The organism is Pseudoclavibacter sp. RFBI5 (assembly GCF_002931395.1).
In the GTDB taxonomy this organism is placed as follows: Bacteria; Actinomycetota; Actinomycetes; order Actinomycetales; family Microbacteriaceae; genus Pseudoclavibacter.
Map to the genome: position 1 here is coordinate 68,878 of NZ_PSYA01000011.1, position 26,595 is coordinate 95,472.

At 67.9% G+C, this 26,595-nt stretch carries 33 protein-coding genes; 15 read left to right on the forward strand and 18 right to left on the reverse strand.

Features of this window, described 5'->3' with window-relative positions; genetic code table 11:
• Nucleotides 1-65: 65 nt before the first annotated feature.
• From C5E06_RS14485 to C5E06_RS14500, 4 genes are read right to left on the reverse strand one after another with little or no spacing between them, the layout of a single operon-like run.
• Nucleotides 66-1,253 (reverse strand): ABC transporter permease, encoded by a 1,188-nt coding sequence (locus C5E06_RS14485; protein WP_104307357.1) that lies wholly within the window; start codon nucleotides 1,251-1,253, stop codon nucleotides 66-68.
• Complete coding sequence (locus tag C5E06_RS14490; RefSeq protein ID WP_104307358.1) at nucleotides 1,246-1,968, reverse strand: ABC transporter ATP-binding protein; 723 nt, start codon at nucleotides 1,966-1,968, stop codon at nucleotides 1,246-1,248. The genes C5E06_RS14485 and C5E06_RS14490 overlap by 8 nt, the downstream gene beginning before the upstream one ends.
• A complete protein-coding gene (locus C5E06_RS14495; RefSeq protein ID WP_104307359.1) occupies nucleotides 1,965-3,008 on the reverse strand; it encodes a peptidoglycan-binding protein in 1,044 nt (347 codons plus the stop codon). Before C5E06_RS14495 ends, C5E06_RS14490 begins: the two co-directional genes overlap by 4 nt.
• A complete protein-coding gene (locus tag C5E06_RS14500; RefSeq protein WP_104307360.1) occupies nucleotides 3,005-3,625 on the reverse strand; it encodes a hypothetical protein in 621 nt (206 codons plus the stop codon). The genes C5E06_RS14495 and C5E06_RS14500 overlap by 4 nt, the downstream gene beginning before the upstream one ends.
• Before the next feature lie 116 nt (nucleotides 3,626-3,741).
• Here C5E06_RS14500 and C5E06_RS14505 point away from each other — a divergent pair, with 116 nt between their 5' ends.
• Together C5E06_RS14505 and C5E06_RS14510 are read left to right on the forward strand one after the other, a co-directional pair.
• Complete coding sequence (locus C5E06_RS14505) at nucleotides 3,742-4,425, forward strand: response regulator transcription factor (protein WP_104239871.1); 684 nt, start codon at nucleotides 3,742-3,744, stop codon at nucleotides 4,423-4,425.
• Between the two features lie 54 nt (nucleotides 4,426-4,479).
• Nucleotides 4,480-4,674: a hypothetical protein gene (locus tag C5E06_RS14510; RefSeq protein ID WP_104301194.1), complete on the forward strand. Its 195-nt coding sequence runs from the start codon at nucleotides 4,480-4,482 to the stop codon at nucleotides 4,672-4,674.
• 29 nt (nucleotides 4,675-4,703) lie between these two features.
• Here the strand turns inward: C5E06_RS14510 and C5E06_RS14515 are convergent, their stop codons facing one another.
• Nucleotides 4,704-6,389 (reverse strand): amidohydrolase, encoded by a 1,686-nt coding sequence (locus C5E06_RS14515; RefSeq protein ID WP_181062995.1) that lies wholly within the window; start codon nucleotides 6,387-6,389, stop codon nucleotides 4,704-4,706.
• 150 nt (nucleotides 6,390-6,539) lie between these two features.
• Between C5E06_RS14515 and C5E06_RS14520 the strand changes: the two genes are divergently transcribed.
• The gene (locus tag C5E06_RS14520; protein ID WP_181062996.1) at nucleotides 6,540-7,943 is read left to right on the forward strand and encodes an APC family permease; all 1,404 of its coding nucleotides are present in this window, start codon (nucleotides 6,540-6,542) and stop codon (nucleotides 7,941-7,943) included.
• A 21-nt stretch (nucleotides 7,944-7,964) separates the two neighbouring features.
• Here the strand turns inward: C5E06_RS14520 and C5E06_RS14525 are convergent, their stop codons facing one another.
• From C5E06_RS14525 to pdhA, 4 genes are all read right to left on the reverse strand, one after another.
• On the reverse strand, nucleotides 7,965-8,549 hold the full coding sequence (locus C5E06_RS14525) for a TetR/AcrR family transcriptional regulator (protein ID WP_104239867.1): 585 nt from the start codon (nucleotides 8,547-8,549) through the stop codon (nucleotides 7,965-7,967).
• 165 nt (nucleotides 8,550-8,714) lie between these two features.
• Entirely contained in the window at nucleotides 8,715-9,986 is a 1,272-nt protein-coding gene (locus C5E06_RS14530) for a dihydrolipoamide acetyltransferase family protein (protein WP_104307363.1), read from the reverse strand.
• A gap of 9 nt (nucleotides 9,987-9,995) precedes the next feature.
• Nucleotides 9,996-10,991: an alpha-ketoacid dehydrogenase subunit beta gene (locus tag C5E06_RS14535; RefSeq protein ID WP_104301204.1), complete on the reverse strand. Its 996-nt coding sequence runs from the start codon at nucleotides 10,989-10,991 to the stop codon at nucleotides 9,996-9,998.
• Complete coding sequence (gene pdhA, locus C5E06_RS14540) at nucleotides 10,988-12,091, reverse strand: pyruvate dehydrogenase (acetyl-transferring) E1 component subunit alpha (protein ID WP_104307364.1); 1,104 nt, start codon at nucleotides 12,089-12,091, stop codon at nucleotides 10,988-10,990. The genes C5E06_RS14535 and pdhA overlap by 4 nt, the downstream gene beginning before the upstream one ends.
• A gap of 147 nt (nucleotides 12,092-12,238) precedes the next feature.
• On the opposite strand from pdhA, the gene C5E06_RS14545 reads away from it, so the two are divergent.
• A complete protein-coding gene (locus C5E06_RS14545) occupies nucleotides 12,239-12,880 on the forward strand; it encodes a TetR/AcrR family transcriptional regulator (RefSeq protein WP_104239863.1) in 642 nt (213 codons plus the stop codon).
• Between the two features lie 47 nt (nucleotides 12,881-12,927).
• On the opposite strand, the gene C5E06_RS14550 is transcribed toward C5E06_RS14545, so the two are convergent.
• From C5E06_RS14550 to C5E06_RS14560, 3 genes are all read right to left on the reverse strand, one after another.
• Entirely contained in the window at nucleotides 12,928-13,146 is a 219-nt protein-coding gene (locus C5E06_RS14550; RefSeq protein WP_104239862.1) for a helix-turn-helix transcriptional regulator, read from the reverse strand.
• Between the two features lie 3 nt (nucleotides 13,147-13,149).
• Complete coding sequence (locus tag C5E06_RS14555) at nucleotides 13,150-13,626, reverse strand: hypothetical protein (protein WP_104307365.1); 477 nt, start codon at nucleotides 13,624-13,626, stop codon at nucleotides 13,150-13,152.
• An 89-nt stretch (nucleotides 13,627-13,715) separates the two neighbouring features.
• Nucleotides 13,716-14,321 (reverse strand): class I SAM-dependent methyltransferase, encoded by a 606-nt coding sequence (locus C5E06_RS14560; protein WP_104307366.1) that lies wholly within the window; start codon nucleotides 14,319-14,321, stop codon nucleotides 13,716-13,718.
• Between the two features lie 226 nt (nucleotides 14,322-14,547).
• On the opposite strand from C5E06_RS14560, the gene C5E06_RS14565 reads away from it, so the two are divergent.
• Nucleotides 14,548-16,020 (forward strand): MFS transporter, encoded by a 1,473-nt coding sequence (locus tag C5E06_RS14565; protein WP_104307367.1) that lies wholly within the window; start codon nucleotides 14,548-14,550, stop codon nucleotides 16,018-16,020.
• Nucleotides 16,013-16,999 (forward strand): alpha/beta hydrolase, encoded by a 987-nt coding sequence (locus tag C5E06_RS14570; protein WP_104307368.1) that lies wholly within the window; start codon nucleotides 16,013-16,015, stop codon nucleotides 16,997-16,999. Before C5E06_RS14565 ends, C5E06_RS14570 begins: the two co-directional genes overlap by 8 nt.
• A 40-nt stretch (nucleotides 17,000-17,039) precedes the next feature.
• Here C5E06_RS14570 and C5E06_RS14575 read toward each other — a convergent pair whose 3' ends face one another.
• Nucleotides 17,040-17,669, reverse strand: a complete 630-nt coding sequence (locus C5E06_RS14575) for a Type 1 glutamine amidotransferase-like domain-containing protein (RefSeq protein WP_104307447.1) — start codon at nucleotides 17,667-17,669, stop codon at nucleotides 17,040-17,042.
• A 119-nt stretch (nucleotides 17,670-17,788) separates the two neighbouring features.
• Between C5E06_RS14575 and C5E06_RS14580 the strand changes: the two genes are divergently transcribed.
• Nucleotides 17,789-18,412 (forward strand): hypothetical protein, encoded by a 624-nt coding sequence (locus C5E06_RS14580; RefSeq protein WP_104307369.1) that lies wholly within the window; start codon nucleotides 17,789-17,791, stop codon nucleotides 18,410-18,412.
• A gap of 81 nt (nucleotides 18,413-18,493) precedes the next feature.
• Here the strand turns inward: C5E06_RS14580 and C5E06_RS14585 are convergent, their stop codons facing one another.
• The 3 genes from C5E06_RS14585 to C5E06_RS14595 all read right to left on the reverse strand — a co-directional run bounded on the left by C5E06_RS14585 (nucleotide 18,494) and on the right by C5E06_RS14595 (nucleotide 20,075).
• Nucleotides 18,494-18,985 carry a hypothetical protein gene (locus C5E06_RS14585; RefSeq protein ID WP_104307370.1) on the reverse strand — a complete coding sequence of 164 codons (492 nt, stop codon included), beginning with the start codon at nucleotides 18,983-18,985 and terminating at the stop codon, nucleotides 18,494-18,496.
• A gap of 115 nt (nucleotides 18,986-19,100) precedes the next feature.
• Nucleotides 19,101-19,448, reverse strand: coding sequence for a hypothetical protein (locus C5E06_RS14590; RefSeq protein ID WP_104307371.1), 348 nt, complete (start codon nucleotides 19,446-19,448; stop codon nucleotides 19,101-19,103).
• A 93-nt stretch (nucleotides 19,449-19,541) separates the two neighbouring features.
• Nucleotides 19,542-20,075 carry a GNAT family N-acetyltransferase gene (locus C5E06_RS14595; protein WP_104307372.1) on the reverse strand — a complete coding sequence of 178 codons (534 nt, stop codon included), beginning with the start codon at nucleotides 20,073-20,075 and terminating at the stop codon, nucleotides 19,542-19,544.
• Nucleotides 20,076-20,413: 338 nt separating this feature from the next.
• Between C5E06_RS14595 and C5E06_RS14600 the strand changes: the two genes are divergently transcribed.
• A complete protein-coding gene (locus C5E06_RS14600) occupies nucleotides 20,414-20,737 on the forward strand; it encodes a hypothetical protein (protein WP_104307373.1) in 324 nt (107 codons plus the stop codon).
• Between the two features lie 75 nt (nucleotides 20,738-20,812).
• On the opposite strand, the gene C5E06_RS19835 is transcribed toward C5E06_RS14600, so the two are convergent.
• Complete coding sequence (locus tag C5E06_RS19835; protein ID WP_104307374.1) at nucleotides 20,813-21,310, reverse strand: CGNR zinc finger domain-containing protein; 498 nt, start codon at nucleotides 21,308-21,310, stop codon at nucleotides 20,813-20,815.
• Between the two features lie 85 nt (nucleotides 21,311-21,395).
• On the opposite strand from C5E06_RS19835, the gene C5E06_RS14610 reads away from it, so the two are divergent.
• The 7 genes from C5E06_RS14610 to C5E06_RS14635 all read left to right on the forward strand — a co-directional run bounded on the left by C5E06_RS14610 (nucleotide 21,396) and on the right by C5E06_RS14635 (nucleotide 25,756).
• Complete coding sequence (locus C5E06_RS14610) at nucleotides 21,396-22,268, forward strand: alpha/beta fold hydrolase (RefSeq protein WP_104307375.1); 873 nt, start codon at nucleotides 21,396-21,398, stop codon at nucleotides 22,266-22,268.
• Nucleotides 22,269-22,371: 103 nt separating this feature from the next.
• Nucleotides 22,372-22,812: a hypothetical protein gene (locus C5E06_RS14615; protein ID WP_104307376.1), complete on the forward strand. Its 441-nt coding sequence runs from the start codon at nucleotides 22,372-22,374 to the stop codon at nucleotides 22,810-22,812.
• 55 nt (nucleotides 22,813-22,867) lie between these two features.
• A complete protein-coding gene (locus C5E06_RS19695; protein ID WP_258067670.1) occupies nucleotides 22,868-23,371 on the forward strand; it encodes a hypothetical protein in 504 nt (167 codons plus the stop codon).
• A complete protein-coding gene (locus tag C5E06_RS19700; RefSeq protein ID WP_258067672.1) occupies nucleotides 23,368-23,706 on the forward strand; it encodes a transcriptional regulator in 339 nt (112 codons plus the stop codon). Before C5E06_RS19695 ends, C5E06_RS19700 begins: the two co-directional genes overlap by 4 nt.
• A 213-nt stretch (nucleotides 23,707-23,919) precedes the next feature.
• Nucleotides 23,920-24,414: a MarR family winged helix-turn-helix transcriptional regulator gene (locus C5E06_RS14625; protein ID WP_104239830.1), complete on the forward strand. Its 495-nt coding sequence runs from the start codon at nucleotides 23,920-23,922 to the stop codon at nucleotides 24,412-24,414.
• A 107-nt stretch (nucleotides 24,415-24,521) separates the two neighbouring features.
• Nucleotides 24,522-25,328 carry an MBL fold metallo-hydrolase gene (locus tag C5E06_RS14630; RefSeq protein ID WP_104307378.1) on the forward strand — a complete coding sequence of 269 codons (807 nt, stop codon included), beginning with the start codon at nucleotides 24,522-24,524 and terminating at the stop codon, nucleotides 25,326-25,328.
• Nucleotides 25,319-25,756, forward strand: coding sequence for a nuclear transport factor 2 family protein (locus tag C5E06_RS14635; protein WP_104239828.1), 438 nt, complete (start codon nucleotides 25,319-25,321; stop codon nucleotides 25,754-25,756). Before C5E06_RS14630 ends, C5E06_RS14635 begins: the two co-directional genes overlap by 10 nt.
• A 197-nt stretch (nucleotides 25,757-25,953) precedes the next feature.
• On the opposite strand, the gene C5E06_RS14640 is transcribed toward C5E06_RS14635, so the two are convergent.
• Nucleotides 25,954-26,517, reverse strand: coding sequence for a TetR/AcrR family transcriptional regulator (locus C5E06_RS14640; protein WP_104307379.1), 564 nt, complete (start codon nucleotides 26,515-26,517; stop codon nucleotides 25,954-25,956).
• Nucleotides 26,518-26,595: the final 78 nt, after the last annotated feature.

Sequence of the window (26,595 nt, forward strand, 5' to 3'; positions counted from 1 at the left end):
GTCTGCCATGCTCTCATCGCTGTTCGCCCGGAATGGTATCCGCGCACGGTCGACGCCCTGCCTGCTCACGTCGCGGCGAGGGCCGCCGTCGGCGACTGTCGCGCGGCGCGGATCGAGGGGGCGAGTCCGGCGACTGCGCCTGTCGCAAGCGCCGCTGTCATACCTGCCACGATCGTCTCCACCGGAACGACCAGCGGCCACCCCTGCACGACGCTCCAAGCTGCGGTGCCGAGCAGCCCGAGCGGCACTCCGGATGCGCCGCCCAGCGCGCAGAGCAGGATCGCCTCCAGGAGGAACTGGGCCCGGATCTGCCCGCGGTGTGCGCCGAGCGCGCGTCGCAGGCCGATCTCCCGGCGACGCTCGAGCACGGAGACGAACATCGTGTTCGCGATGCCGATGCCGCCGATCACGAGCGCGACCGCGGCGAGCGCGAGGAACAGCCCATCGAAGTTGGAACGGGCGGCGTCCTTCGCGGCGAGGACGGCCGAGGGCTGACTCACCTGCACGAGCCCGCTCGCCCCCGGGGAGAGGGTCGCGGCGACGACCGGACGCAGCGCCTCGATCGACGCCTCGTCTCCGGTGACGTAGGCGACCGTCGGTGCGCCATCGAAGCCGAGCCAGCGCTGCGCCGCAGCATCGTCGACGAGGACCGCTGACTGCAGGTCGCCGGAGAGCGGCGTCGCGGAAAGCACTCCGATGACGGTGAACGCGACGCCGCCGACGTCGATCGTGACGGGACGGTCGGGGAGCTGGGACAGGCCGAGCCGCTCAGCGGCGTCGATGCCGAGCACCGCTGTGGGCAGGTCGCTCTCTGCCAGCCAGCGACCGGAGGTCACCTCCGCCCTGAGCACCGCGGGGAGGTCACCGCGAACGGCGAGCGTCGTCAGCCCGGTCTCCGGGTACTCGCGGAGCTCGTTGCTGCGAATGGGGGCGTGGGCATTGCCGACCGTCGCGGCATCGGTCACGGCCCCGATGCGCTGCAGCATGCCGAGCGCCTCGGCCGAAAGCGGGACGGGGTCTCCGTCGGCACCTGCACGTGGGTCGGCGCGCAGCAGGTCCGCGCCGAGCGCGGTGAGCTGTTCGTCGAGCGCGGCCTGCGAGGACGCGGGCACCGCGGTGACGGTCACCAGCGTGGCGATGCCGATGGCGATGCCGATGGTGGAGAGCACGGCGCGCAGCGGCCGAGTGCGAAGCCCGACCGTGCCCACCTCGAGCAGGTCTCGGAGGCCGAGGCGTCTGCGGCGCTCACGCATGCTCCACCGCCTCGGTACCGGCATCGGTGGTGGTGGCGGTGTTCGTGTCGGCGACGATGCGGCCGTCTCTCAGCTCGACGCGGCGCGGCAGTCGCGTGGCGAGCTCGACGTCGTGGGTGATGACGACGACGGTGGTGCCCTCGTCGTGCAGCCGCTCGAGCAGGCTGAGCACACGTTCGCCGTTCGCGGTGTCGAGGGCGCCGGTCGGTTCGTCGGCGAGGACGACGAGCGGATCGGTCACGATCGCCCTGGCGATGGCGACTCGCTGCCGTTCGCCGCCGGAGAGCTCCTGCGCCGCGTGCCCCATGCGGTGCTCGAGCCCGACGCGCTCGAGCGCCGCGCGTGCGAGATCGCGGCGCGCTCGCCTCGGAACGCCGCTGTAGAGGAGCGCCATCATGACGTTCTGCTCGGCGGTCACGCCGTCGCTCAGGTGGAAGCCCTGGAAGACGAACCCGATCGTGCTGCCCCGCAGGGTGGAGAGCGCACGATCCGTGAGATTTCGGGTGTCGGTCCCGCCGATGCGAACCGCACCGCTCGTGGGGCGGTCGAGCGTGCCGAGCACGTTGAGCAACGTTGACTTGCCGGCGCCGGAGCGTCCGACGATCGCGGTGAGCTCACCGGGGTCGATCTGCAGCGAGACGTCGTCGAGGGCGACGACTCCACCGGGGTGGATGCGGCTGACTCGCTCGAGCTCGAGTGCAGGCGTCGTCGTCATCGTGCCGACACCACCGTCATGCCGGCGTCGATTCCCTCGCCGCTGACCTCGACGCGGTCGTCCGCGATCAGACCGATCTCGACGCCGTGCAGTCCGCCCCGGTCGTCCTGCAGGGCGTACCCGCCTTCGGCGAGGGCGACAAGCGAGGCCACGGGGACGATCAGCACGTCCTGCACCGATCTGGTGACGATGCGGATGGTCACGGCGGCAGCGTCGACGCCGTCGAGGGCGGCCTGATCGTCGATCGCGACGATTGCGTCGACCTTCGCCTCGGCCCCCTCGCCGGTCGTGTTCACGCTGTCGATGGAACCGTCGACGACGCGTCCATCCGGCAGCTCGATCGTGGCTCGTGCACCGGCGCCGATCACCCCCGCGTCCTGCGCCGGGACGGACGCCTCGACGACGCGCCTCGTGAGCGTCACCGTGTATGGCTGGCCAGCCGCAGTGTCGCCGAGGCGGGCGCTCACGGCGGCGACGCGACTCGACGCGCTCAGGACGACCACGTCGGCGGGTCCGAGGATGCCGGTGCGCTCGACGCCGAGCGACTCCTGCCAGTCCCGCACTGCCTGCTTGAAGTGCTTCCCCGTCTCGAACGTGTCGATGTCGCTGGGATACAGGTAGCCGAGGTCCATCAGGTTCGACGCGACCATGCTGACATCGGCCCCCTCCATCTTCGGCTTGTCGATCGCGCGGTAGAGCGGAACCTCGCCGATGAGCACGGGCACCGGGCGCTCGTTCGCGCGCAGGGCCACCGACCCCCGATCAAGGACTTCGCCCGCCTCGGGCAGCCAGGTGATGATGCCATCCGCCTTCGTCGTCACGGGGGCCGCGGCGCCGAAGCCGACGGCACCGTCGAGGCGAGCGGTCTGCACGAGCTCGCCACGCTCGACGACCGTGGTGGACGGCGCGGCTGTCTCCTCCACGGGGGCTGCCTCATTCGCGGGCCGGAGCACCAGGGCGGCACCGCCGGCGCCCGCGGCGAGCGCGGAGCAGACCGCGAGCGCGACGATGAGCGCGGTGCGGCGACGACCTCTCGTCATGCAGCGCTCCCATCCGATTCGGAGGCCACACAGGCATCCACGTACTGCATGCCAAGCGAGATCGAGGTGGCATCGTTCGTCTCACCGCCGAAGGCGATATTGATCCGGCCGAACTGGTCCGCCTCCGCGATCTCGACCTCGCGGACGCCGCGATCGTGCAAGCAGTCCACCACGCCCTGCGCGAACCGCAGCGCATCCGGGTTCTGCACGTCGAGCTCCCACGGAGGCAGCGGCGCCACGCGCAGGCAGAGAGCCTCGGCCTCGGCGGCCTTCACCGGATCCCCACCGTCGCTGGCGCTGACCGAGTCTCCGCCGCCGCCCACGGGGGCGTCCTGCGGTGCATCGGTGTGGTCCTCGAGGCAGCGATCCCGCGCCTTCCAGGCGTCCGCCTCCTCTTCGTCCGACATGTCGAGACGCAGGCGCACCGGCTCGCCGTACTCCGCGATGAGCGCATCGGCTGCCTCGGTCGGGGCCGGAGCGGTCGTCTCCAACGTCGCGATGCCGGTGTCACCCTCAGGGCTCTGGTCGGCTGAGGGTGCGGAGCACGCGGCGAGCACTCCGACGAGCGCGATGGCGCCTGCTGTGGCGGTCAGGGATCGGTGGGTGATGCGGAGCATGAGTCCTCCTCGTGTCGTGAGCGGCCGTGACCCACGCTCGTCCTCGGATGTGAGGGACTTGTGAGCGTTCAGTGCAGAGCCAGACCGCATGGCGGACGCGTGCTTAGGGTTGGGTCGTGACCAGAGTCTTGATCGTCGAGGACGATGCGCTGCAGTCCGAGCTCGTCCGCCGCTACCTCGAACGCGAGGGGCATGACGTGACGGTGCTGGCCGACGGCGCCGAAGCGCTCTCCGAGGTGCGTCGCTCTGCGCCCGACCTGCTGGTCCTCGACGTGATGCTCCCCGGGGCCGACGGCCTCACCGTCTGCCGCACGCTGCGCGAGGAGCAGTTCGAGCTCCCGATACTCCTGCTCACCGCACGCTCCACGGAGAACGATCTGCTCCTCGGGCTCGAGCTCGGCGCCGATGACTACCTCGCCAAGCCGTACAGCCCGCGCGAGCTCGTCGCCCGAGTCCGCGCGCTTCTGCGGCGAGTCCACCGCACGGCGCCGGCCACGAGGGTCGTCGCCGTCGGCGACCTGGAGATCGACCCGGAGCGGCGTCGAGCCACCCTCTCCGATCGGCTCCTCGACCTCACCCGCGCGGAGTTCGACCTGCTCGAGGAGTTCGCCCTGCACCCCGGTATCGTCCTCAGCCGCGCCCGCCTGCTCGACCGCCTGCATGGCACAGATCGCTGGATCGGAGGCCGCACGATCGACACCCACGTGAAGAACCTCCGGGCCAAGATCGAGGCCGATCCGCAGACGCCGTCGAGGCTCCTCACCGTCTACGGGGTCGGGTACACGCTCCACGAGGGCTGAGCCGGACACGCATCACGACCACACCCAACCGCGCTTCAACCAAAGGAACACTGCATGCGACTTCTCGGAACGATTCTTCTTGCCATCGGATTCATCGCGCTCGCCTCGGCGGTCCTCATCACCGACCCGACGGCACTCGATGCGAACATCGGTGCCGGGATACTCCAGATGGCGGGGTTCGTCGCCGGAGGCGCAGGTCTCGCCGTTCTCCTCATCACTCTGCTCGTTCCGAAGCGCACATCTCGCTGAGGACTTCGCGGACGGAGACCGCCGTCGGTCTAGGTGAGCGAGCCGAAGGCCAGCTCTCCTTCGAACAGGACCGCCGACGGGCTCACCTGGCCGAGCTGGTCGAGCTCCACGTCGAAGAGGTCCCTGTCGAGGACGACGAGGTTCGCATCCTTCCCGACCTCGAGGGACCCGACTCTGTCATCGATCCGGAGCTGTCGAGCCGCCTCGATGGTGTGCCCGCGCAGGAGCGCGGTGACCTCGAAGCGCGATTCGCGGCTCGGCCGGACGCTCCCCGGGTAGCGGTCGGGATCGAGGGGCAGCTCAGGGTCGACCCGCGTCGCAGCCACCTGCATGCCGAAGAACGGGTTTCCTCGGTGGAGCTCGAAGTTCGTCACGACGTCGCTCGCGAAGGTCATCGAGGCGCCGGCCTGCAGGACGCCCCGGAAGTCGTACATCCGATTCCATCGCTCGTCCCCGAGGTAGCTCTTCGCTTCTTCACCGAAGTACCCCGCCGACCAGTGGTTCGTCCAGTTCACGATGATGCCGAGCTCGGCTGGCCGGTGCATGTCCGCCGGGTCGATGAGCTCGCAGTGCGCGAACGTCACCTGCGTCCGCCAGGCACCGCCCGTCTCGGCGAGCGACTCCTTGGCGGCCGCGACGGCATCGCATCCAGCCCGGAAGGCGCGGTCGCCGACCATGTGGATGTGCACGTCGATCTCCGCCTCGTTCGCCAGCAGCAGGCAGCTCACGAGCTCGTCGGTCTCGATCTGCATCTCGCCGAGGCTGCCGGAGTCGTCGTGGACCAGCGGAGCGAGGACCGCGCTGTTCCCGCTCTCGTTCGTGCCGTCGAGGAAGAGCTTGAGCGTTCGCACGCGGATGTGATCCGTGCCGTGCTCGCGGTCGAGGCGCTGGGCTCGCTCGATCGCGTCGGGGAGGTCGGCGAGGGTCCGGAACCGAACGGCGCCTTCGTACCTGGTGTGCAGCTCCCCGCGTCGGTGGAGCTCGCGGAGCGCGGGGAGCACATCCTCGTCCTCGATGAGCGCCTCGAAGAGGGACGTGACGCCGTGCCGGGTCATGAACTCGAAGAACGGCTTCAGGCTCTCGGCGGTCAGCTCCTCTGGTGGGCGCCACCCGATGGAGTCGTACAGGCGGTCGATGAAGCGGAGGTGCGCGAACTCGAGGATGTGCCCCGTCGGCACGCCGTGTGCGTCACGGACGAACATCTCGAGGCCAGGCACGGGGTCTGGCGTGTGCTCGTCGACCTCGAGCAGCTCGAGCATCTTCGAGTTGACCCAGTGTGCGTGGTCGCTGAAGTCCTGGCAGAGCACGGGGCGGTCGCTGATCGCCGAGTCGAGGAGCTCCTTCGTCGGGGCGCTTCCCGCGAACAGCGTGCTCGGGTAGTACTCGAAGAACAGGTAGGGCGCCTCCTCCTTGGGGTGCCGCTCGCCGTGTTCGCGGATGAAGGCGAGGATCGCGTCCACGTCGTCCGTCTGCGGGAGGGAAACGTGCCAGGCGCTCTTCGCGACGCCGCTGGGATGCGTGTGGGCGTCGATCAGGCCGGGCAGAACGAGTCGTCCGCCCAGGTCGTAGTTGGGAAGCCCCTCGGCTGGGAGGGCCAGCGAGTCCTCCTCCCTGAGCATCTGCGCGATCCGGCCGTCACGGATGACGGCTCCGTTCGCCCACGGAGCGGCCTCGTCGGCGGTGAAGAATCTGCCGTTCGTCAGGATCAGGTCCACGATGAGCGCTCCTTGCGGGTAGAGACGTAACAACTTGGAAATGCAGTCTGGCATAAATTAGCAATGTTGGTAATCTATTCGCCAGAGGGCACGATTCGTGCCCCACTCCACGCGACAGTGCAGTCGACGGAGACCCCCAGAGGAGCACCCGTGAGTCAAGCCACCCAGTTCGTTCGATCACTCAAGCTGCGTCACCTCCTGGCGTTCGGGCTTGCCTACCTCGCCCCGACGGCCATCTTCAACTTCTACGGCATCGCCACCGAGCTCAGCGGGGGCATGATGGCCCTCGCGTACCTCGTGACGCTGGTCGTCATGTTCTTCACCGCGTACTCGTATGCGCAGATGGTGAAGGCCTTCCCGGTCGCCGGGTCCGCGTACACCTATGTGCAGAAGAGCGTGCATCCCTACCTCGGCTTCGCGACCGGCTGGGTGTTCCTGCTCGACTACATGCTGCTCCCGATGATCTGCTACTTGCTGTTCGGGATCTACATGGAGGAGTACGTTCCCGCTATCCCGACCGCCATCTGGGTGCTGCTCGCGGCCGGCTTCGGCGCGGTCATGAACATCCTCGGAGCACGGGTCTCCGGCCGACTCAACATCGCCGTCGTCTCCGCGCAGATCATCTTCGCGGTCGTACTCATCGGCTTGATCACGAGCTACGTCCTCCAGGGCGGTGGAGCTGGCGGCCTCTTCGTGCCGGAGGCGATCTACAACCCCGAGACGTTCAACTTCGGCAACGTGATGTGGGCGGCCTCGATCCTCGCCGTCTCCTTCCTCGGCTTCGACGCCGTCTCCACGCTCGCGGAGGAGACCCACGAGCCGACCGTCACGATCCCGCGAGCGATCCTGATCATGTGCATCGGCGCGGGCCTCGGCTTCGCGACGATCGCCTACTTCCTGCAGATCGCCTGGCCCACCGGGTACGCGGAATTCGAGGATCCGGATACCGGCATCTTCGAGCTCCTGCCCCGGATCGGGGGAGAAGCGCTGAACATCACGTTCTTCGTCGCCGATCAGGCCGCGAGCATCCTCTGCGCGATGGCCGCCGTCGCCGCCGTCTCCCGCGTGCTCTACGGCATGGGGCGTGACGGTCTGCTCCCGAAGCGGTTCTTCGGCAAGCTGTCGCCGCGGTTCGGAACCCCGGTCAACAACATCGTGCTCGTCTCCGTCGCGGCGCTCGGCGCCGTCTTCTTCACCGACAACCTCCTCGGCGCGACCTCGCTCACGAGCTTCGGCGCCATCACGGGCTTCATCATGGTCAACATCGCCGTGATCAACCACTACTTCGTTCGCCAGCGCCGGCGTTCGGGGATGGATGTGGTCCGCTACCTCGTCCTCCCGCTGATCGGCGTCGCCACCAATGTCGCCCTCTGGGTGAGCATCGATTCCTCGGCGAAGATGCTCGGCATCACCTGGCTGATCATCGGGGTGATCTACCTCGGCTTCATGACGAAGGGCTTCCGCCGTCTGCCCGCGCAGATCCGATCGGAGGACGAGGTCGGCGACGACGAGAGCACCCGCAGTCTCGAGGTGCCGAGCGCCGATCGCAGTTGAGCCACGATCGGGCGGCGGCGCTCAGGCAGCCGCCGCCGCTTGGATCATCGACGCCGCCAGGTCGCGAAGCGGACTGGTCTGCGCGTCCGGGAACTGGAGAACGCTCATGCTCGAGGACCCGATGGTGAGGCACAGCATGGCGTAGCCGAGCGCCTCGCTCCGTGCGACGTCCATCTCCCGGTGCGTCGCCCTGATCGCCGCGGCGACCTCGGTGACCACGGTCGCGTAGCTGTCGAGCAGGCGCCGCCTGACCTGCTCGTCGTGCTGGGACCAGGCCAGGAACGCATCGAAGACGGCATCGTCTGGACTCGCTTCGACACCGGTGCCGAAGAGGAAGTCGAGCACCCCCTCGAGCCCCTGGCCGGAGCGCGCGGCCTGCACCCGTTCGTGCATCTCCTGCGCGTACGGGTCCATCGTCGAGTTCCAGACGAGCTGGATGAGCTCGTCGCGGTTGCCGACGTAGTGACGGATGTGCGCCCGGCTCAGTTGCGCCTCGGAGGCGATGCGCTCCTGGGTCGCGCCCTCGACTCCGTACTTCCCGATGACTCGCTTCGCGGCCGCGACGATCTGCGGGCGCCGCTCATGCACAAGACTCGGTCGGCCCATGTGGTCCCTCCTTCAGCTTCCCCCTGGAGTGGGCGTCGCCCGGGCTCTCCGGTTTCGAGCGACGGTCCCACCACAGTACGAGATCGCCGCCCGGGAAGCCGGACCGCCATCACCGGGTCGGGGTCGCGGGGGCGCGACCGTCCCCGCGACCGCCATTCCAGTTGCTCAGGCGATGATGCGCATGGGCCGTTCGAGGAGCCCCGTCAGCGTGGCGAGGAACTCCGCGGCAAGGGCTCCGTCGATGATGCGGTGGTCGGCGGAGAGGGTGTATCGCAGGCGGTGACGCACCTCGACTGCCCCGTTGATCGCGACGGGTTCTGGCCTCGCCGCGCCGACCGCGAGGATCGCCCCCTCCGGCGGGTTGATGATGGCGGTGAACTGCTCGACGCCGTACATGCCGAGGTTGCTGATGGTGAACGTGCCGCCCGCCATCTCCGAGGCGCCGAGCTTGCGTTCCTTCGCGAGTCCGGCCAGTCGCCGAGACTCGCGCGCGATCTGCGACGCCGGTCTCAGGTCTGCGTCGTCGATCACCGGCACGACGAGGCCAGTCGGGGAGGCGATGGCGATGCCGATGTTGACGCGCCCGTGGAGCAGGGTCTCTCCGCGGCCCTCCGGGGAGTAGGAGGCGTTGACTCCCGGATGCGCGCGGAGCGCGATGGCGCAGGCGCGCACGAGGAGATCGTTGACGCTGATCTTGGGGCGCCCCGTCGATTCGAGGCTGCCGTTCAGCTCGGCTCGGAGCGCCAGGAGGGCCTCGACGTCGGCCACAGCCGTGACGAAGAAATGCGGCACCGTGCTGCTGCTCTCGCTGAGGCGCCGAGCGATCACTTCGCGGGTCTTGTCGAACGGGACTGCAGTCGGCTGTCGCGCATCGGGAGCGCTGGTGCTGGTGCGGGTGCCGCCGCCGGTGGCCTGGCCCGCCGTCGGGCTCGATGCGCATCGAGCTGACGAAGCGATGGCCGTGTCCGCGGGGGAGGCCTGACGTGCGCGTGCATCCTCGATGTCGGCGCGGACGATCCGGCCGCCGGGGCCGGATCCCAGCACGCCAGACAGGTCGATCTCGTGCTCGCGAGCGAGTCGGCGCGCGAGCGGCGTCGCGAACAGCCGCTGTCCGACTGCGCCCTGGTGGTCGGCCTGGGAAGCGACCTCCCGAGCGACCTCCGAAGCCTGAGCGTCCGCGCTCGCGGCTGGCGCGTCGTCGTTGCCGTCGTCGAGGCGCGCGATGACCGTGCCGATGGTCGCCACCTCGCCTTCGGCGACCAGGATGTCGCGCAGGACGCCGGCGTCGTAGGCCTCGTACTCCATGGTGGCCTTGTCGGTCTCGATCTCGACGAGGAGGTCGCCCACGGCGACGGCGTCGCCTGGCTGCTTGTGCCACGCGGCGATGGCGCCCTCCTGCATGGTGTCGGAGAGGCGGGGCATGAAGATATCGATCATGGGGTGTCCTTAGATGCGGCGGGAGACCGCGGCGAGGGTCTGCCGGATGGCGGTGGCGGCGTCGTCCGCGGAAGGGAGCGCGGCGGTCTCGAGCGGCTTGGAGTAGGGCATGGGCACCTCGGCCATCGCGACCCGGCGCACGGGTGCGTCCAGCCAGTCGAAGGCGCCGTCCGAGATGGTCGCGGCGATCTCGGCGCCGATGCCGTAGGTGAGCCAGTCGTCTTCCAGGACGACGGCGCAGTGGGTCTTCTTCACGGATGCGATGACGGTGTCGCGGTCGAGTGGGCGCAGGCTGCGGAGGTCGACGACCTCCACGTCGATGCCCTCGGTCTCGGCGAGCCGCTCGGCCACTTCGAGGGCGACGGCCGCCATGCGCGAGTAAGCGACCACGGTGATGTCGGCACCCTCGCGGGTCACGGCGGCCCGGCCGATCTCGGCGGGGGTGTCGTCGTCCGGCACCTCGCCCTTGGTGTTGTAGAGCGCCAGGTTCTCGAGGAACAGCACGGGGTCGTCGTCGCGGATCGCGGCCAGCAGCAGCGCCTTCGCGTCAGCGGGGCTGGACGGGGCGACGACCTTCATTCCTGGCACGAACGCGTAGTACAGCTCGATGTTCTGCGAGTGCGTGGCGCCGAGCTGCTGCCCACCTCCGCCCGGGGTGCGGATGACGAGGGGGACCCGGGCCTGACCGCCGAACATGCCATAGATCTTCGCGGCGTGGTTCACGATCTGGTCCAGGGCCAGCAGCGAGAAGTTGATGGTCATGATCTCCACGACCGGGCGCAGTCCGAGCATCGCGGCGCCGATGGCGGCTCCCGTGAACCCCTCCTCGGCGATGGGGGTGTCTCGCACGCGCTTCTCGCCGAACTCCGCGAGCATGCCGGCGGTGATCTTGTACGAGCCCTCGAAGACGCCGATCTCCTCGCCGATGAGCAGCACGTTCTCGTCTCGCAGCATCTCGGCGCGGAGGGTGTCGTGGAGCGCCTGACGGTAGGTCATCATGCTCATGCGGATGCTCCGATCGTGGGTGAGGGGGATGGTTCGAAGAGTGGCTGGCCGGGCAGCCTGCGGGAATCGTTGGGAACCGGTGTGGCGTAGGTGTAGTCGAAGAGCGTGTCGACCGACGGGTGCGGGCTCGCCTCGGCGAACGCGACGGCCTCCGCGACGGCGGCCATGGCGGCAGCGTCGATGTCGGCGATTGCCTCGTCAGTCAGGAGTCCCTGCTCGGCGAGGCGAACCGCGAACGCGGCGATGGGGTCGCCGACCTTGAGAGCCTCAGCCTCCTCGCGGGTGCGGTACTTCGCGGGGTCGACGACCGAGTGGCCCTTCAACCGCTCGCTCACCGTCTCCAGCAGGAACGGCTTGCCGGCCCGGGCGCTCGCGAGCGCGCTGGCCGCGGCGTCCCGGACGGCGACCGGGTCGTTCCCGTCGACGCGGGCGGATGCCATCCGGTACGAGGATGCCCGCTTGTGCAGCTCGGGCTCGCCGGAGGCGCGCTCGACCGTGGTGCCCATCCCGAGGCCGTTGTTGACGACCACGTAGACGACCGGAAGGTCCCACAGGGCAGCGATGTTCAGCGACTCGTGAAACGCCCCGATGTTCGTGGTGCCGTCTCCCATGACGCAGACCACGGCCTCTTGTCCGCTGCGGTAGTCGATCGCGAGGGCCGCACCGGTGGCGAGCGGCACCTGCCCGCCGACGATGCCGTACCCGCCGAGCAGGCGCGACTCCAGGTCGAAGAGGTGCATCGACCCGCCCCACCCCTTTGACACGCCGCCGCTGCGCCCGTAGAGCTCTGCCATGATCCGCCCTGGCGCGATGCCTCGCCCGAGCGCGTACCCGTGCTCCCGGTAGTTCGTGAAGAGGTAGTCGGTCGACTCCATCGACGCCATCAGGCCGACCACCGTCGCCTCCTCACCGAGGTTCAGGTGGCAGTAGCCACCGATCTCCGCCTGCGTGTACGAGCGGGCGGCGCGCTCCTCGAACCGCCGGACCAGCACCATCTGGCGGTAGAACTCGACGAGTCCCTCGCTGTCGAGGGACGTGGTGTGCGCTGGGGGTGGATTCGACGCTGTCTTCCGCGGGGTTGCGGATCTGCGTGCAGCCATTGGGAGCTCCTCTCGCCTGACCCTTCTGGGGCTCGGCGCGATCGACCGCGAGGGATGACCACGCGGGTAATGAAACGAATACGTCTCATTATAGGATGGTTGTCGTCGAGGGTCGACATGCGAAGCACGAGGTGGGGAGCACTGCGGATGAGCGAGACCGTGTCGAGCACGAGCCGCAAGCGGGGCCGCCCGACCGCCCAGGAGCGGGAGGAGCGCCGAGACCAGATCCTGGACGCCGCCGTCGCGCTGTTCGTGTCGAATGGCTACGGCCAGGTCACCGTCGACGAGATCGCAGCAGCCGCACGGGTCACCAAGCGCACGATCTACACCTACTTCGGCGACAAGGCGGAGGTGTTCACCGCGGCGATCGAGCGGTTCCGCGCTCGCGACCTCGCGAACCACGGGGTGACCGCCGAGTCGCTGCTCGAGACCGCAGCGCGGCTCGTCTTCGTCCTGCACTCGGACAACGCCGTCGGCCTGCACCGGCTCATGATCGGAGAAGCGGCGCAGTTCCCGGAGCTCGCGTCGGGCTTCTACTCCAGCGGCCCACGGGGGTACGTCGCCCTGCTTGCGCAGTGCCTCTCTCCTGCGAGCGGGCTCGTGCAGGTGAAGACGGACGCGGAGGCACTGGCGCTGGCGGAGGCGCTGTTCGGGCTGCTCCTCGGTGAGCCGCACCGTCGCCGCCTGCTCGGGCTGGCGCCCGCACCGAGCGCGGCGGCTGCGCGCGCGCACGCCGAGCAGGTCATCGCCCTCCTCGGGCTGACGGAACGCCCGCGCGACGACGGCTGACGCGGCCCTTCTCGCGGATGCCTGCGGGAGTCGTCAGAGGGGACCCGTCACTCGGTGTCGTCGGCCCCGTCGGCGTCATCGTCGTCGAAGATGCTCTCGATCGGGCATTCGAAGACGCGCGCGAGTCGGAACGCGAGGGGTAGCGAGGGGTCGAAGCGGCCGCGCTCGATGGAGATGACCGTCTGGCGGGAGACGCCGAGCTCTTCCGCGAGGCGCTGCTGCGACCACCCGCGTTGCTTGCGAAGCGCCGGGAGCTCGTTCTTCACCGACTAGCCTCGCCTTCGCTCGAGGCCATACCGGATGCTCACCGATCCCATCGCGACGATGATCACGGCGACCAGAGCAAGGAGCGCGGGAATGTCGAGGTTCCCGACCGCGATGACCGCGGTGCCGAGACCGGTCACGAGCAGGGTGTCGCCGAACGCGCCACTCGTCGCGCGTTCGATCCACGCCGACTCCACCGACTGCTCGGGACGCGGGGTGGCCCCTCGAAGGCTGTCCCGGTCGACGGACAGCGCCCACACGAGACCGGCACAGGCCCAGAACGACACCAGCACCGTCGCGAACCACCCGACGAGCGGGTGTGGGCCGGCGGACCCTGTCAGCACCAGAATCGTTGCGATGGCGCAGGCGAGGAGCAGGCCGGAGGGGATCGCCAGCCAGAGCGCCGACCAGCGCCCACCGAACTTGACTCGGCCCCACCGGCTTCGAGTGTCCGCTGTGTACGAAGAACGCTCGGTGTCCATGTTGCACTCCCATGTGTAAAGCTAGCTTGACTGTCGAGACAGTTATACACGTCAAGCACGCTTGACACAAGGAAGAGGCTGCCAGCTGCTCAGTCAGGCGCGAGCGAGGGTCGGCAGATGACAGCGCCGTGCGGTCTGTGGGTTCTGCTCGTTCGCCGATGGGACTCGAGCACTTCGAATCCGGATGCCTCCAGGGCTTGCTCGAGCTCGCTCGCCGGCCACCGGTACGCGGTAGTGATGGCGTGATCGAACGCTTCGCACGCGGGACCTTCGAAGTACCCGAGGACAAGCAGGCCGCCCGGGCGCAGGACTCGCGCGAACTCGGTGAGGGGTTCGGAGATGCGAGACGGGTCGTGGTGGATCGTCGAGTACCAGGACAGGATGCCTCCGAGGGAGTCGTCGGGCTCGTCGATCTCGTCGATGCTCCCCACTTCGAATCGCACGCCGGGATACGAGGATCGCGCACGCTCGATGAAGGCCGGGACCAGGTCGATGCCCCGGACCTCGAGCCCCCGATTGGCCAGGTAGTTCGTCCAATGCCCGGGCCCGCAACCGGCGTCCAGCCCCCGACCGTCAACCGCCGCCGCCCAGCTATCGATGAGCTGACGGTCGGAGTCGTGCACCGACTCCATCGAACCCAGGAGGCTGCTGTACTCGTCGGCTCGGAGGGAGTACGCGTCCGTGGTGTTCGACATTCAGCCGATGCTAGCGAAACGCGACCCAGCGCCGAGACTCCTGGGAGGGCACACGGGAAGACGGGTACGACAGGCCTGGAGAATGCGGAGCCCGTCACCACGCTCGGGATAGGGCGGTGATGCGCTAGCCTTCACGCAGAGGGAAAAATCCCGTCCTGCTGAGGCAGACGGAAACGCACAAGCGGTCTCGTCGGAGTCGCCACTTCTTCATCGAAGGAGTGCGCTCATGTTCGAATCGACGACGCCTGCCGCCGTACAGGCTCCCCCGCCACGTCTGCGCGATGCGTGGGTTGCGCTGACCGGCCTCTCTGCGGTGTTCCTGTTCGAGATGCTCGACAATTCTGTCCTGAACGTTGCGCTCCCCTCCATCGGGCGCGAGCTCATCGCACCCGCCGCCTCGCTGCAGTGGGTCTCCGGGGCGTACTCGCTCGCCTTCGGCGGCCTCATGCTTCTGTTCGGTTCGGTCGCTGACCGGTTCGGTCGCCGCCGCATCATGCTCGCCGGCCTGACGTTGCTCGCGATCGTGAGCGCGTTGACCGTGTTCGTCACGTCGATCGAGCAGCTCATCGCCGTACGCGCGCTGATGGGCGTCGCCGCGGCGATGACGGCCCCAGGATCGATGGCGCTGGCTTTCCGGCTCTTCGCTCGAGACGAGTTGCGCGTGCGGGCGCTGACGGTCATCTCGACTGCTGGGTTGGTGGGCCTCGCCGCCGGGCCCACGATTGGCGGGTTCGCTCTTGCCGTGTCACCGTGGCAGGCGCTGATGGTGGCCAATGCTCCGATCGCAGCGATCGCCTTCGTTGGCATTCGCGCGGGGATCGCCGCTGACCAGCAAGCAGATCTTCACCGCGACCGCATCGATGTGATCGGCGCGATCCTCGGCACGGCAACCGTCGTCGGCGTCCTGCTCACTCCGACCCTGTTCGTCGCTGGTGCCGACGTCACTGTGGAGTGGAGCACGGCGACGGCCACGGTCGCCGCGGCCGTCGCATTCGTGGTCCGTGCCCGCACGGCGCGCCATCCGCTGCTGGACTTGCGACTCGTCGTACAGCCTCAGGTCGCGAGTGGTCTGGCGTACAAGGCCGCCGCGGGCCTTGCGATGGCGGGGCTGTCGTACCTGGTCACAGTGCAATTGCAGCTCGCGTGGGGGTGGTCGCCCGCCCTCGCCGCGATCGCTACGCTGCCGCAGGTCGTGGTGCTTCTCGTGAGCGGCCGCTTCGTCGGCCCGGTTGCCCGACTGCTGGGTCTTGATCGAGCAGCCTGGATGAGCGCGACCGCTGTCGTCGCGGGCCTTGCCGTGTTCGCGCTCATGGGTCGCTTCGGTTATGCCTGGATCCTGCTTGCGCTCGTGCTCGTCGCCGCCGGGATGCGGGTAGTCGGCGCCGTCGCCGGGAACAACGTCCTGCGCGGCCTCCCCGAGAACCGCACCTCCATCGGTGCCGCCCTCGTCGACACCGCGAGCGAGATCGCCACCGCAGCCGGGATCACCGCTGCTGGCACGATCCTGGCCCCCCATGTCGCCGGCACTATCGCGACGGTGACCTGGACCCCGGACCGACTCGCATCGTTGCAAGACGCGACGCTCATCGCCGGTCTGAGCATCACCGCCCTCGCTGCGGCGCTCGTCGCCATCGGCATCCAACGTTCGCGTCGCACCCTTCCCACGTCGATCACCACACAGGAGTCCACCGATGTCTGACCTCACACCTCGCCCGGCCTTCGATCCCGAGCTGGCCACCTTCCTCACCGCACTCGAAGCGCACGGGCCTCTCACCCTCACGACCGAGATGCTCCCGCACCTGCGCGGCCTCGACATCACGGAAGATGAACTCGACGAGCGGCTGCGGGCTCGCGGGTACGAACGGCGGACGCTCACCGTGCCAGGCCACCTCGGTGATCCGATCACCCTCGCCGTTGTCCAGCGCATCGGTCGCACCGGGATCACGAGCGCGTTCTACACGATCCACGGCGGTGGCATGATGTTCGGCCACTACCTGGGGAATCTGGACTCGTACGAGGACTGGCTCCTGAACGACCACGACGTGGTGCTCATCAGCGTCGACTACCGCCTCGCCCCCGAGTATCCCGACCCGTATCCGGTCGAGGACTGCTACGCGGGGCTGGCCTGGGTCGCAGCGAACGCCGATGCGCTCCACATCGACCCAGAACGCATCGTCGTCGTCGGCCAGAGCGCCGGCGGTGGGCTCGCCGCAGGTACTGCCCTTCTCTCCCGGGAACGGAAAGGGCCAGCCCTGATGGCGCAGATCCTGGTGTCGCCGATGCTCGACGACCGGGACTGCACGGTGTCGACCAGGCAGATCGACGGCATCGGGGTCGCGGATCGGCAGATGACTCGCTTCGGATGGGACGCCTATCTCGGATCCCGCCGCGCCGGCGAGGATGTCTCCGTCTTCGCCGCCCCCGCCCGAGCAACCGATCTCTCCAACCTCCCGCGCACCTACATCGACTGCGGCAGCGTCGAGGTCTTTCGTGATGAGACAGTCGCGTACGCGAGCAGCATCTGGGCAGCAGGCGGCGACGCGGAACTCCACGTGTGGCCGGGTGCCTTCCACGGATTCACGAGCATGATGCCGGGCGCTGTCATCTCTCGATGCGCCACCGCCGCGCTGGCCGACTGGACGAGGCGACTTCTCGACATCGCGACGCAATCACGATGAGAGATATGCACATCGTTCGGTGAGGATCGGAGCACTCCGATCAGCAGCTTGAGTCGATCACTCGCGTACTCGTTCCATCGGCGAGAAGGGCCTGGTCGTCGGCGAGGGGGAGCAACGGGTAGTCAGCTCCGTACGTGTCCAGCGTCGTGCGAATCAGGTCCGGCGGGTAGGGCGGCAGTTGCCCATCCGCATGCGGGATGACCGTCTGCTCGACCAGTCCGAGGCCGGTGAGATCAGTGAGGAGGGGCCCATCTGCGGGGTCGTCCATGAGGGACGCAGGGGTGACGTCGGGCCCCGCGATGATCGATCCGGCGCTGGACCCGACGTAGGGGAGCCCCGCTCGCACGTGCCTGATCAGCGGAGCGTCGCAGCCTGACACGCGCAGCGCCTCAAGGAGCGCGAAGGTGCTCCCGCTCGCCACGTACAACGCATCCAGTCCTCCGAGTACGCGCTCGAACTCGGTGACGCTCAGGCCCCGAACGGTGATGCCGACGACCTCGTGGCCCAGCTCCTCCACCGAGTCGCGTTCTGCGCGCACGAACGGAGCCTCCGAGAAAGCCACCTGGGCGTCGTCGATGTAGCCGAGGCGGAGCGGGCCTTCACGATCTGTCGACTCCGCGAGGAAAGAGGCGAGCGCACCCGGACAGCGAGAGAGCAGGAGGATCTTCACGCCGGGCACGGTATCAGCCACCGCCGACAGGTCCATCGGGCCCAGGCGACCGGTGTGCTCCTCAGCTCGGTGCGCAGCTCACACGAGCAGCAGGCTCCGAGACCTGGGATGCTGGGGGTGTGCCTCTCTACGACACGACGCTCTCGCGGACTCCCGGCCTCGTCTCTCGGCGTTCGCTGCCGCGCACGATCGTGGCGACGGGCGCGCTCCTGCTGTGCGTAGCAGCGGTGGTGTTCGCGGTGGTGAACTTCGCCGGGTTGATGGAGTACTCGAAGGAGAGCGCTCAGGAAGCGTCGCGCCCGCGCTATCAGGCGCTGCGGGGGCTGGGGATTCTTCCCATCGCGATCATCATCCTCGCCGTGACCTTCGGAGTCCTCGCTATCGGGGCGATCGCGGGGTCCTGGTCGCGAGTCTGGGTCCGTGAGCAGACCGGCACACCGCTCCGGAAGCGTTTCGAGGGCTACCACGCGTTCAGCCCGGACGCATTCGAGCGGCTCCACGCGGCGTTCGCATCCGGAGACCCGACCCGGTACGTGCCACTGCCCGAGCAGGCCCGTGGAGGTGATGGCGTCGTCTTCATCTGGACCGCCGACGCCGACCAGCTCGCATTCGTCGGAATGACCTGGGGGAGCAAGCGGAAGGCCACTCGCAACGCACCCCTCATCGTGCTCAGCGGTCGTCCGTTCGGCGACCTCGATCGTGCCCTCCGCGCAGGTCTCACCGCTTCGTGGGTCGCCGGCTAGGAAGCTGACGAGTCGAACGGGCTCACCAAGCCGGTTGACCGGCAGTCGGATGCGGACGCTGCGAAGCTGAGTCGACGGCGATCAGTGCCAGGCCTGTGAGCTCTGCACGGCGCCGACGGTGAACGGGCGATCCGTGACGATCGTCGACCATCGCAGCGCGCGGTGAATGCTGTGCCAGAGGATCGAATCGTGGCCCGCCCCGAGAGGCCGCCCCGCCGCATCCACCGTGGTCGCGACGTATCCCAGTGGTTGACGTTCACCTGGCCACAGGCGCGCAACGCGACCACCCATGACGACCGCGCGCTTCTCGAGCAGTGTCAGGCCGGTGTACCCCATGGGTACGTTCTCGAACAGGATGTCTTGACTGAAGTCGTCCGCCGTTCCACACCGGGAGACTCCGCTTCCGGTCTCGGCGAAGAGGAGCGTCTCGTCGTGATCTGTGTCGAAGACCGACGGATGGCCCCGCAGCCAGGTCGCGGGCCCGGCAAGTTCGTGATCGATCTTGGGCACCTCGACCCCCTCGTCCCACCATGAGCCGGAATCGACGATCATCGGAACGTTCACGCTCTTCACGAGGCGTGATCATACGGGCTCAGCTCTTGCACTGACAGAGGAAGCTCAACTCCTGGCGCCCGCAGCTCGTTCTCGGTCGGTGGGAGTCGACGAGGCCGTCGCCGTGATGCTCCGACTAGGCAATTACGCGCGGACGGCGGCCGTGCCGACGGAGGTAGTCCTCGACGAGCTCCTCTTCGGTGACTCGCCCGCCAGCATGCAGTCGCCGAAGGTAGGGGACCAGCCAGCTCCCTTCGGCTTTCACGATGTGCGCGAGTGAGCGCGTCTGGAGGGCCTCTTCAACGCTGACGACACGTCCGGCAGCCCCGTGACCCACCCCCTCGCTCAACCCGATACTCCACACCTGGTCTTCGCTCAGCACGAAGTCGACGTCGTAGGGCCACGCCGGCGAGCCCGCATCTCCGTGCCACGGCGAGCTGGAGGCCAGGCGCAGAATGCGCTTCTTCGGTTCGCTGCTCACCATCACAACATCATGGCCGAGAAACCCCGTCATCGCCGCCGCCTCGCAAAACCCCTGTGCTGCTGAGCCCCGAGGCGACCAGCAGCGCGTTCCCGGTCAGAGCCCCGGTTGGCGGGCGGTGTCGAGGGTGAGCTTGAACCCGGTGTGCGAGGGCCGGAAACCGAGGCGGTCGTAGAAGCGGTGCGCGTCGGCGCGGGCGCTGTCGGACGTCAGCTGCACGAGCGTGGCGCCGAGTGCCGGCGCAGCCACGCTGACCGTCCAGTTCATGAGGGCCGTGCCGATCCCGGACGAACGATGGTCGGTCGCAACCCGAACCGCCTCGATCTGGAGCCGCCAGGCTCCTCGGCGGGCCATCCCGGGGATGAGGGTGAGCTGCAGGGTGCCGACGGGGGCTCCGGCCAGGTCGGTCGCAAGAATGACCTCGTTGCCAGGGTCGGCGATGATGCCCTCGAGCGCCCTGCGGTACAGCGTCTCATCGGCGTGATCGGCAACGTCGCCCCGAGACGCGCTGATCGGGTCACCGGACAGCAGTCCCATGAGTGCGGGGAGGTCACCGAGCGTCGCTCGACGGATCGCGATGGGCGCGGTCGTCGTCGAGAGTTCGGCCGGAAGCGTCAACAGATTGAGCATGGCCTCATGCTCGCACTGTGAGATCCACCCAGCACTCGGAGGCCGCTGGCCGTGCTCGGAATGCTCTAGGCGCAGGTCCCCGAAACTTCTCAGTCCCCGATGGCTGCGGAGCGCTGCGCGTGCGGGGAGACTGGGGAGATGGGTGCCGGAGACTTTGAGTAGGTTCGGAGTCGAATCGCCGAGTCGAGTTCGCTCACGAGTTGTGCCACCCGTGAACTGCCGGACGGTGCCGATGAGTATCGCCGAAGTATCTCCCGAGAGTGGTCAGCGTGTGACACTGCGGGCGGCCTGCTCGGCAGGGGCGATGGCCGCAACGGCCACGGTTGTAGGATCCCGGAATGAGACGAGCTCGCATTGTTGCTGTCATCGCCTGGGGGCTGGCCGCGGTAGCAGCCTGCGTCATGATTCTCGCCCTCACGCTTCCCGCGTCCGTCGTCGTGTCCACGCAAGACCCCGTCAAGGTCGTCTGCACCCCCGTCCTCGGCGCCGACCCGGATTACCGACTCGGTGTTCGTGACACGGGTGGGAACGGGATGCAGGAGGCGATCGGTGCTTGCGCGGCGTCACGCGATCACAGCTTGGGGACCGCATTGGTGCTGGGAGTGGCGATCACGGGATTGACGGCCGTTGGGCTGGGTTCCCGCCGTCGCAGCGAGGCCTGACGGGGCCCACAACCTTCAGTCGCCTGACCCGACCAGAGTGATCGCTTGGGGGGCTGCGCTCGCGGGCAGCTTGGCTCAGGCCTTGGAGCGGCGTGCGTGCGTGCGCGCCTTCATCCGGTTGCCGCAGACCGCCATCGAGCACCACTTCGCGGTGCCAGGGCGACTGTGGTCGACGAGGAACTGGGTGCATTCGTGGTTCGCGCAGGCGCGGAGGCGCCCGGGGAACTCCGTGATCACGCTCGACCACGCCAGCACGGCCCCTGCCGCAAGGCGGTCGTCGTCGGGAGCCTGAAGCTCCCAGGTCACGCCATCCGGGGTGACGCGCGGCGTCTGCACGGCATCGTCGAGGATGCCCGTGAGCTCCCCGATCGCCCCTCCGTCGTCTCCACGGACGACGGCCTGCAGTGCCTGTCGTACGCGTCGGAGGCGCGCCAGCTCGTTCGCGGATCCTGTCCCGCCCCAGCTGCGAGCGATATCTCGCCCCGGAGCGCCCTGGAGGCTGTCGGTCGGGGTGCCCTCGATGACCGGTGCGCTGTTCAGCAGGCTCAGCAGCAGTTCCTCGTTGCGAAGCACCTCTCCTCGCTTTCCCGCACTGTCTGGTGCGACGAATCCATGCTACCGTCCTGCTAACCAGTAAAACAAGCCAAAGAGGTTAGAAATGGTCACCGTCCACCACCGCACCGTCTCCGTCGATGGGCTCGACGTCTTCTACCGCGAAGCCGGCCCCGCCGACGCTCCCGTGCTTCTGCTCCTGCACGGGTACCCGAGCAGCTCCCACATGTTCCGGCACCTCATCCCCGCGCTGGCCGATCGGTACCGCGTCATCGCTCCGGACCACATCGGCTTCGGCCGTTCTGCTGCGCCATCCGTCGACGAGTTCGAATACACCTTTGCGGCCCTCGCGCAGGTGACCGGTCGGTTCCTCTCGACCATCGGGGTCACGCAGTACACGATGTATGTCCAGGACTACGGCGCCCCGGTCGGCTGGCGCCTCGCTCTCGCCGACCCCGCTGCGGTCGTCGGGGTCATCTCCCAGAACGGCAACGCGTACGAAGAGGGCTTCGTGCCCGGCTTCTGGGACCCGATCTGGGCCGACGCCGCCGAGCGGACCACTGAGACGCGCGACGCGCTCCGTCCCGCCCTCGGCCGGGAGGCCGTCGAGTGGCAGTACACCCACGGCGTGCCGGACATCACGACCGTCGACCCCGACGCGTGGGAGCACGACCTCGCGCTCCTCGCCCGGCCGGGGCAGGATGACGTGCAGCTGACCCTCTTCCGCGACTACACCACCAACCGTGACCTGTACCCAGCCGTGCACGCCTGGCTCCGTACCTCGCAGGTGCCGGTCCTCGTCGTCTGGGGGCGTAACGACGAGATCTTCGACGCAGCCGGCGCCGAGGCGTTCACTCGCGACGCTCCGCACGCTCGCGTCGACCTCATCGATGGCGGACACTTCCTGCTCGAATCTCACCTGGATGAGGTCGCTGACGCCATCAAGGGGTGGCTCCAGGCCAGCGAGCGAAGCGCATAGAACGTCGGGTGGTGCGATGCCTGCTCCGGCTCGACCTCTATCCCGGTCGTCAGCGCCAAAATCGTGCTAGGCGCCTGACCGCGCGGTCGCTATATTTTTCACCATGACCGCACCCGAACCTGAGGCTGTCTCGCGTCGCACCGTGATCGGTCTCGCGTGGGCCACTCCAGTTCTTGCTCTCGGCGTCGCCGCGCCTGCCATGGCAGCGAGCCCAGCGCAGCCGGTCACCATCTCTGCGAACACGAGTGACGCCACGCGGTTCCCGATCTCCCTCACGACGACGGAGAGCCTGACGGCAGGCACGACCTTCGACGTGGACATCGACGGCACTGCGAATCAGTGGGCCCTCAACTCCTCGGGAACGACTCCCGGCACGTGGGGTTGGTCTCGATTGGGTAGTCGCGGCGCGCGCTTCACCTCGACGGGAGCAGTTCCCGGTACGTACGAGTTCGTTCTGGGCCTCGCAGGCATCGCTTCCTACTCAGGCACGATCCTCACGGTCACCACCCCGGAAGGGCAGGAGCTCACAAGGGTCGTTCTCTGATTCCTCGCACTGGATGACTTGCCACGTTCGCAACTCACTGGATAGAGTTGCGAGCATGGCAAGTGACTTTGAGGATCAGACACCGGATAGCCGGGCTAAGTCGCCCAGCCGGGATCAGGCACAGGCTGCGCTCGACGACCTCGGGCACGACAGCCAGGGGTTGGCCGCTCGCATCGTCACGCCGTGGTGGTATCACCCAGCCCTCGGGGTGATCACCGCGATCTTCGCGGGTGCGCATGCGCTTCCCGGGGCATGGCCAATGGTGCTGTTGGTGCTCGGGATCGTCGCGATCCCGATCCTGACCACGACCTACTCCCGACGCTTCGGAGTGGTCGTGACGAAGCCGGCCGGCCCGCGAAGCAAGCGCCTCCTCCTGGCAACGCTTGGTGTGCTCGTTGCCGCGATGGTGTCGAGCCTGGCGTTCAACTTTCTGGGCGTCGATCCGTGGTGGGCGCTCATCCCTGCTGGGGTCACCTTCGCGGCCACCGTCATCCTCGGGCGCCGGTACGACGAGGCTCTCCGCCAGGAGGTCGCCGCTCCGAAGGTGGCTGGAGCGTGACGGCCGGTCGCGCTCCCGCGTTCAACGAGGTCATCCATGCGCCGCTGCGACTGCGGATCTGCGGACTGCTCCGGAGCGTCGACGAGCTGGAGTTCGCCGTGGTCCGCGACGCGCTCGCCATCGATGATGCCAAGCTCTCAAAGCACATCAAAGTACTGACCGACGCCGGTTTCGTGTCGCTCCGCAAGGAGAGGTCAGCCAGTCGAGCTGACTCGCGGCGTCTCACCTGGGTCAAGCTCACGCCGGTCGGTTCCATCGCGGTGGAAGCTCACCTCGCCGCGTTGAGCGCTATCGCCAACGGCGCCGACTTCGACGCCATTCCGGGTCAGGCGTAGTCCCCAAGTCATGGCGGCCCGGCGCTCGTGACCGGGAAGCGGCTCCCGAGCTCGAAGTCCCGGGTTGTTGTCCTTAGGTGGGGTGGTTGATCGCCGGGCTTCGTTGTCATCTCCCCGGTGGGCAGCGGTCTCGCCCATCTCCACTTCGTCGTCCGGCGGCGTTCTTGTGAGCACCACGACCCTCTTAGCGAGGAGGCGGATTAGGGTGACTTCATGAGTTCAGTGACCGTCATTCCGAGTGTGTGCGAGGCGGTCAGTGACCCACGGATCCTTCTCTTCGGCCGACTCCTTGGGGCCGCCAATGGGTGGGAGCATCTCCTCGCCAAGGCGCTCCAGGATGAGACGGGTCTTGAGCACACCCTGTTCGAGCTCCTGGTCGTCGTCGGGAGGGCTGGCCCAGACGGCATCGCGGTCCGAGATATCGCTCAGGCGCGCGTGCTCACGTCGGGAGGTGCGACTCGGCTCGTGCAGCGCGGCGTGCAGCGCGGCTTCGTCACGCGCAAACCCTCGACGGAGGATGCGCGCGTCCAGCTGGTCAATCTCACCGAGGAGGGGGAGCGGATGCTGTTGCACTCGAGTGCTGTGCACGCTGCCAACATCGAGCGGACGCTGCTCGCGGTGCTTCCGGAAGAGCACCGCGCGGCATTCGCTGCCTCGGTCGAGGCGCTCAGCAAGGAAGCTGCGCGGGCGCTGCCCATCATGCCCTGACCGGGGCGGAGTCATGCCGCGAAAGTTCCGGGAATAGCTGACTGCTCAGCTAAGTTGCTTCTTGTGTGCGGCAGACGCTGCACAGCCAAAGAAAGCGATCACCGACCATGACACTCTCCTTCGAAGTCTTCGATCTCAACTTCCCCGTCGGCTCCCTCAACAAGTCCGCCGTGCTCGTCACCGGGCCAACAGAGGCGGTCCTCGTCGACGCTGGCTTCACTCGAGCTGACGGGCACCGGCTTGTGGCTGCGATCCTCGACTCCGGCAAGACCCTCACGACCGTGTTCGTCAGTCACGCGGACCCGGACTTCTACTTCGGCCTTGAAATCATCGCCGAGGCGTTCCCCGAGGCAATCGTCACGGCGACCCCGATCGTCATCGAACACATCTCGGCCTCCTTCGAGGGCAAGCTCAAGGCCTGGGCCACGCTCGGCACGAACCTGCCGACACGCTTCCCCGAGATCTCACCGCTCACCTCCGACACCATCACGGTCGACGGCGAAGAGCTCGAGCTCCGTGGCGGCTCCGAGCTCCTCCCCGACCGCCACTACCTCTGGTACCCCGCGCAGCGCGTCATCCTCGGCGGTGTTCTCGTGTTCCAGCAGGAGCACGTCTGGACCGCAGACACCGCCACGCCCGAACTGCGCTCGGCCTGGGTCGACCAGCTCGACGCGATGTCGGCCCTCGACCCGATCACCGTCATCCCAGGTCATCGCCTGCCCGACACGGCGAACGACGCGAGCGCACTTCGGTACACCCGCACCTACCTCGACACGTTCGAGAAGGTACTGGCTGAAACCACGGACGGCGCTGCCGCCACTGCACTGCTGAACCAGAAGTACCCCGACTCCGGGATGGGCATCGCAGCTCAGATCGGGACCAAAGTTGCCAAGGGAGAGATGACATGGGGCTGAACCAGAGCACAAACGACGACGAAAACGAGACGACGAGCGCTGCACCGCGGGATGTGGTCCGCCGTCAGTACCTCGCCTCAGCGGCGGGCGACCTCGACGCGCTCCGGGCCACCCTGGCCCCCGACGTCGAGTGGACCGAAATGGCAGGGTTCCCACTCGCAGGGACGTACCGAACGCCCCGAGGGGTGACCTCGAACGTCATGGAAGTCCTCGGCCGCGACTGGGAGGACTGGACTGCCCACGACGATTCCTACATCGTCGAGGGGGAGAATGTGGTCGTGCTTGCGCGGTACACCGCAACCCACCGAACCACGGGCAAGGCGCTGAACGCACGGGTTGCCCACCATTTCGTGGTTCGCGGCGGACTCATCGTGCGGTTCGAGCAGTTCGTCGACACTGCCCTGGTCGCGGAGGCGGCAGCAGGTTAACTCGGCGCAACGGTCGACGTGAGCTGGGGCGTCTTGTGCTGTGCACGAGGCGCCCTGGCCTCGGGGTCGGGTCCCTAGAATCACCCCATGACGCAGCCGACCTTGCCGCAGTCACCTCGCGACGTGGCAGAGCCGAGGCGGGCTCATGGGTGGGAGCCACGCACGTCCTCCCTCTTGGGCATCCGATGTGAGCGGCGTCACTCGCTGATGCACTCGCGCATGTCGTCCCAGACCGACGTCACGCACTCCTCGAGCGGGCGATCCGTGGGTCCCGCAAGCCATCGGTCCATCGCGAGGTCGAAACAGGTCACGGCAAGAGCGGCTAGCGTGCACGACCAGCGGGGGGCGGTGCCACGTTGCTCCAGCGACTCCTTGATCGCGAGGGCGAGGTGGTGGCTCTGCAGGAGATCGCGCTCGTGCAGTGCCGGCTCGCTGCGGACGATCAGGCGCCGACGAGCGATCGACTCTCGCCAGTCCTGAATTCCGCGGGATGCCGCAACGAGTCCCGCGCGCACGGTGGCTGCCCCGGCGGTTTCGGGCGGAACCGAGCTCATGAAGTCGCTGACAGCTTGGGGGAACTCGCGATCTCGGAGGAAGAGGACATCGCGTTTGTCGGCGAAGTGGCGGAAGAACGTCCGAGTGGTCAGATCCGCGGCTGCGGCGATCTGGGGCACCGTCGTTGCGGCGAAGCCCTGTTGTTCGAACAGGACGATCGCCGCACGTTCGAGCCGAAGTGCGGCGTCGGGGGACCATCGAGGCATAGCAACATGATGGCATGAGGTGTCATCAGGTGTACAGTGACGGCACGAGATGTCATCACCTGTAGGGAGCGGACGGTC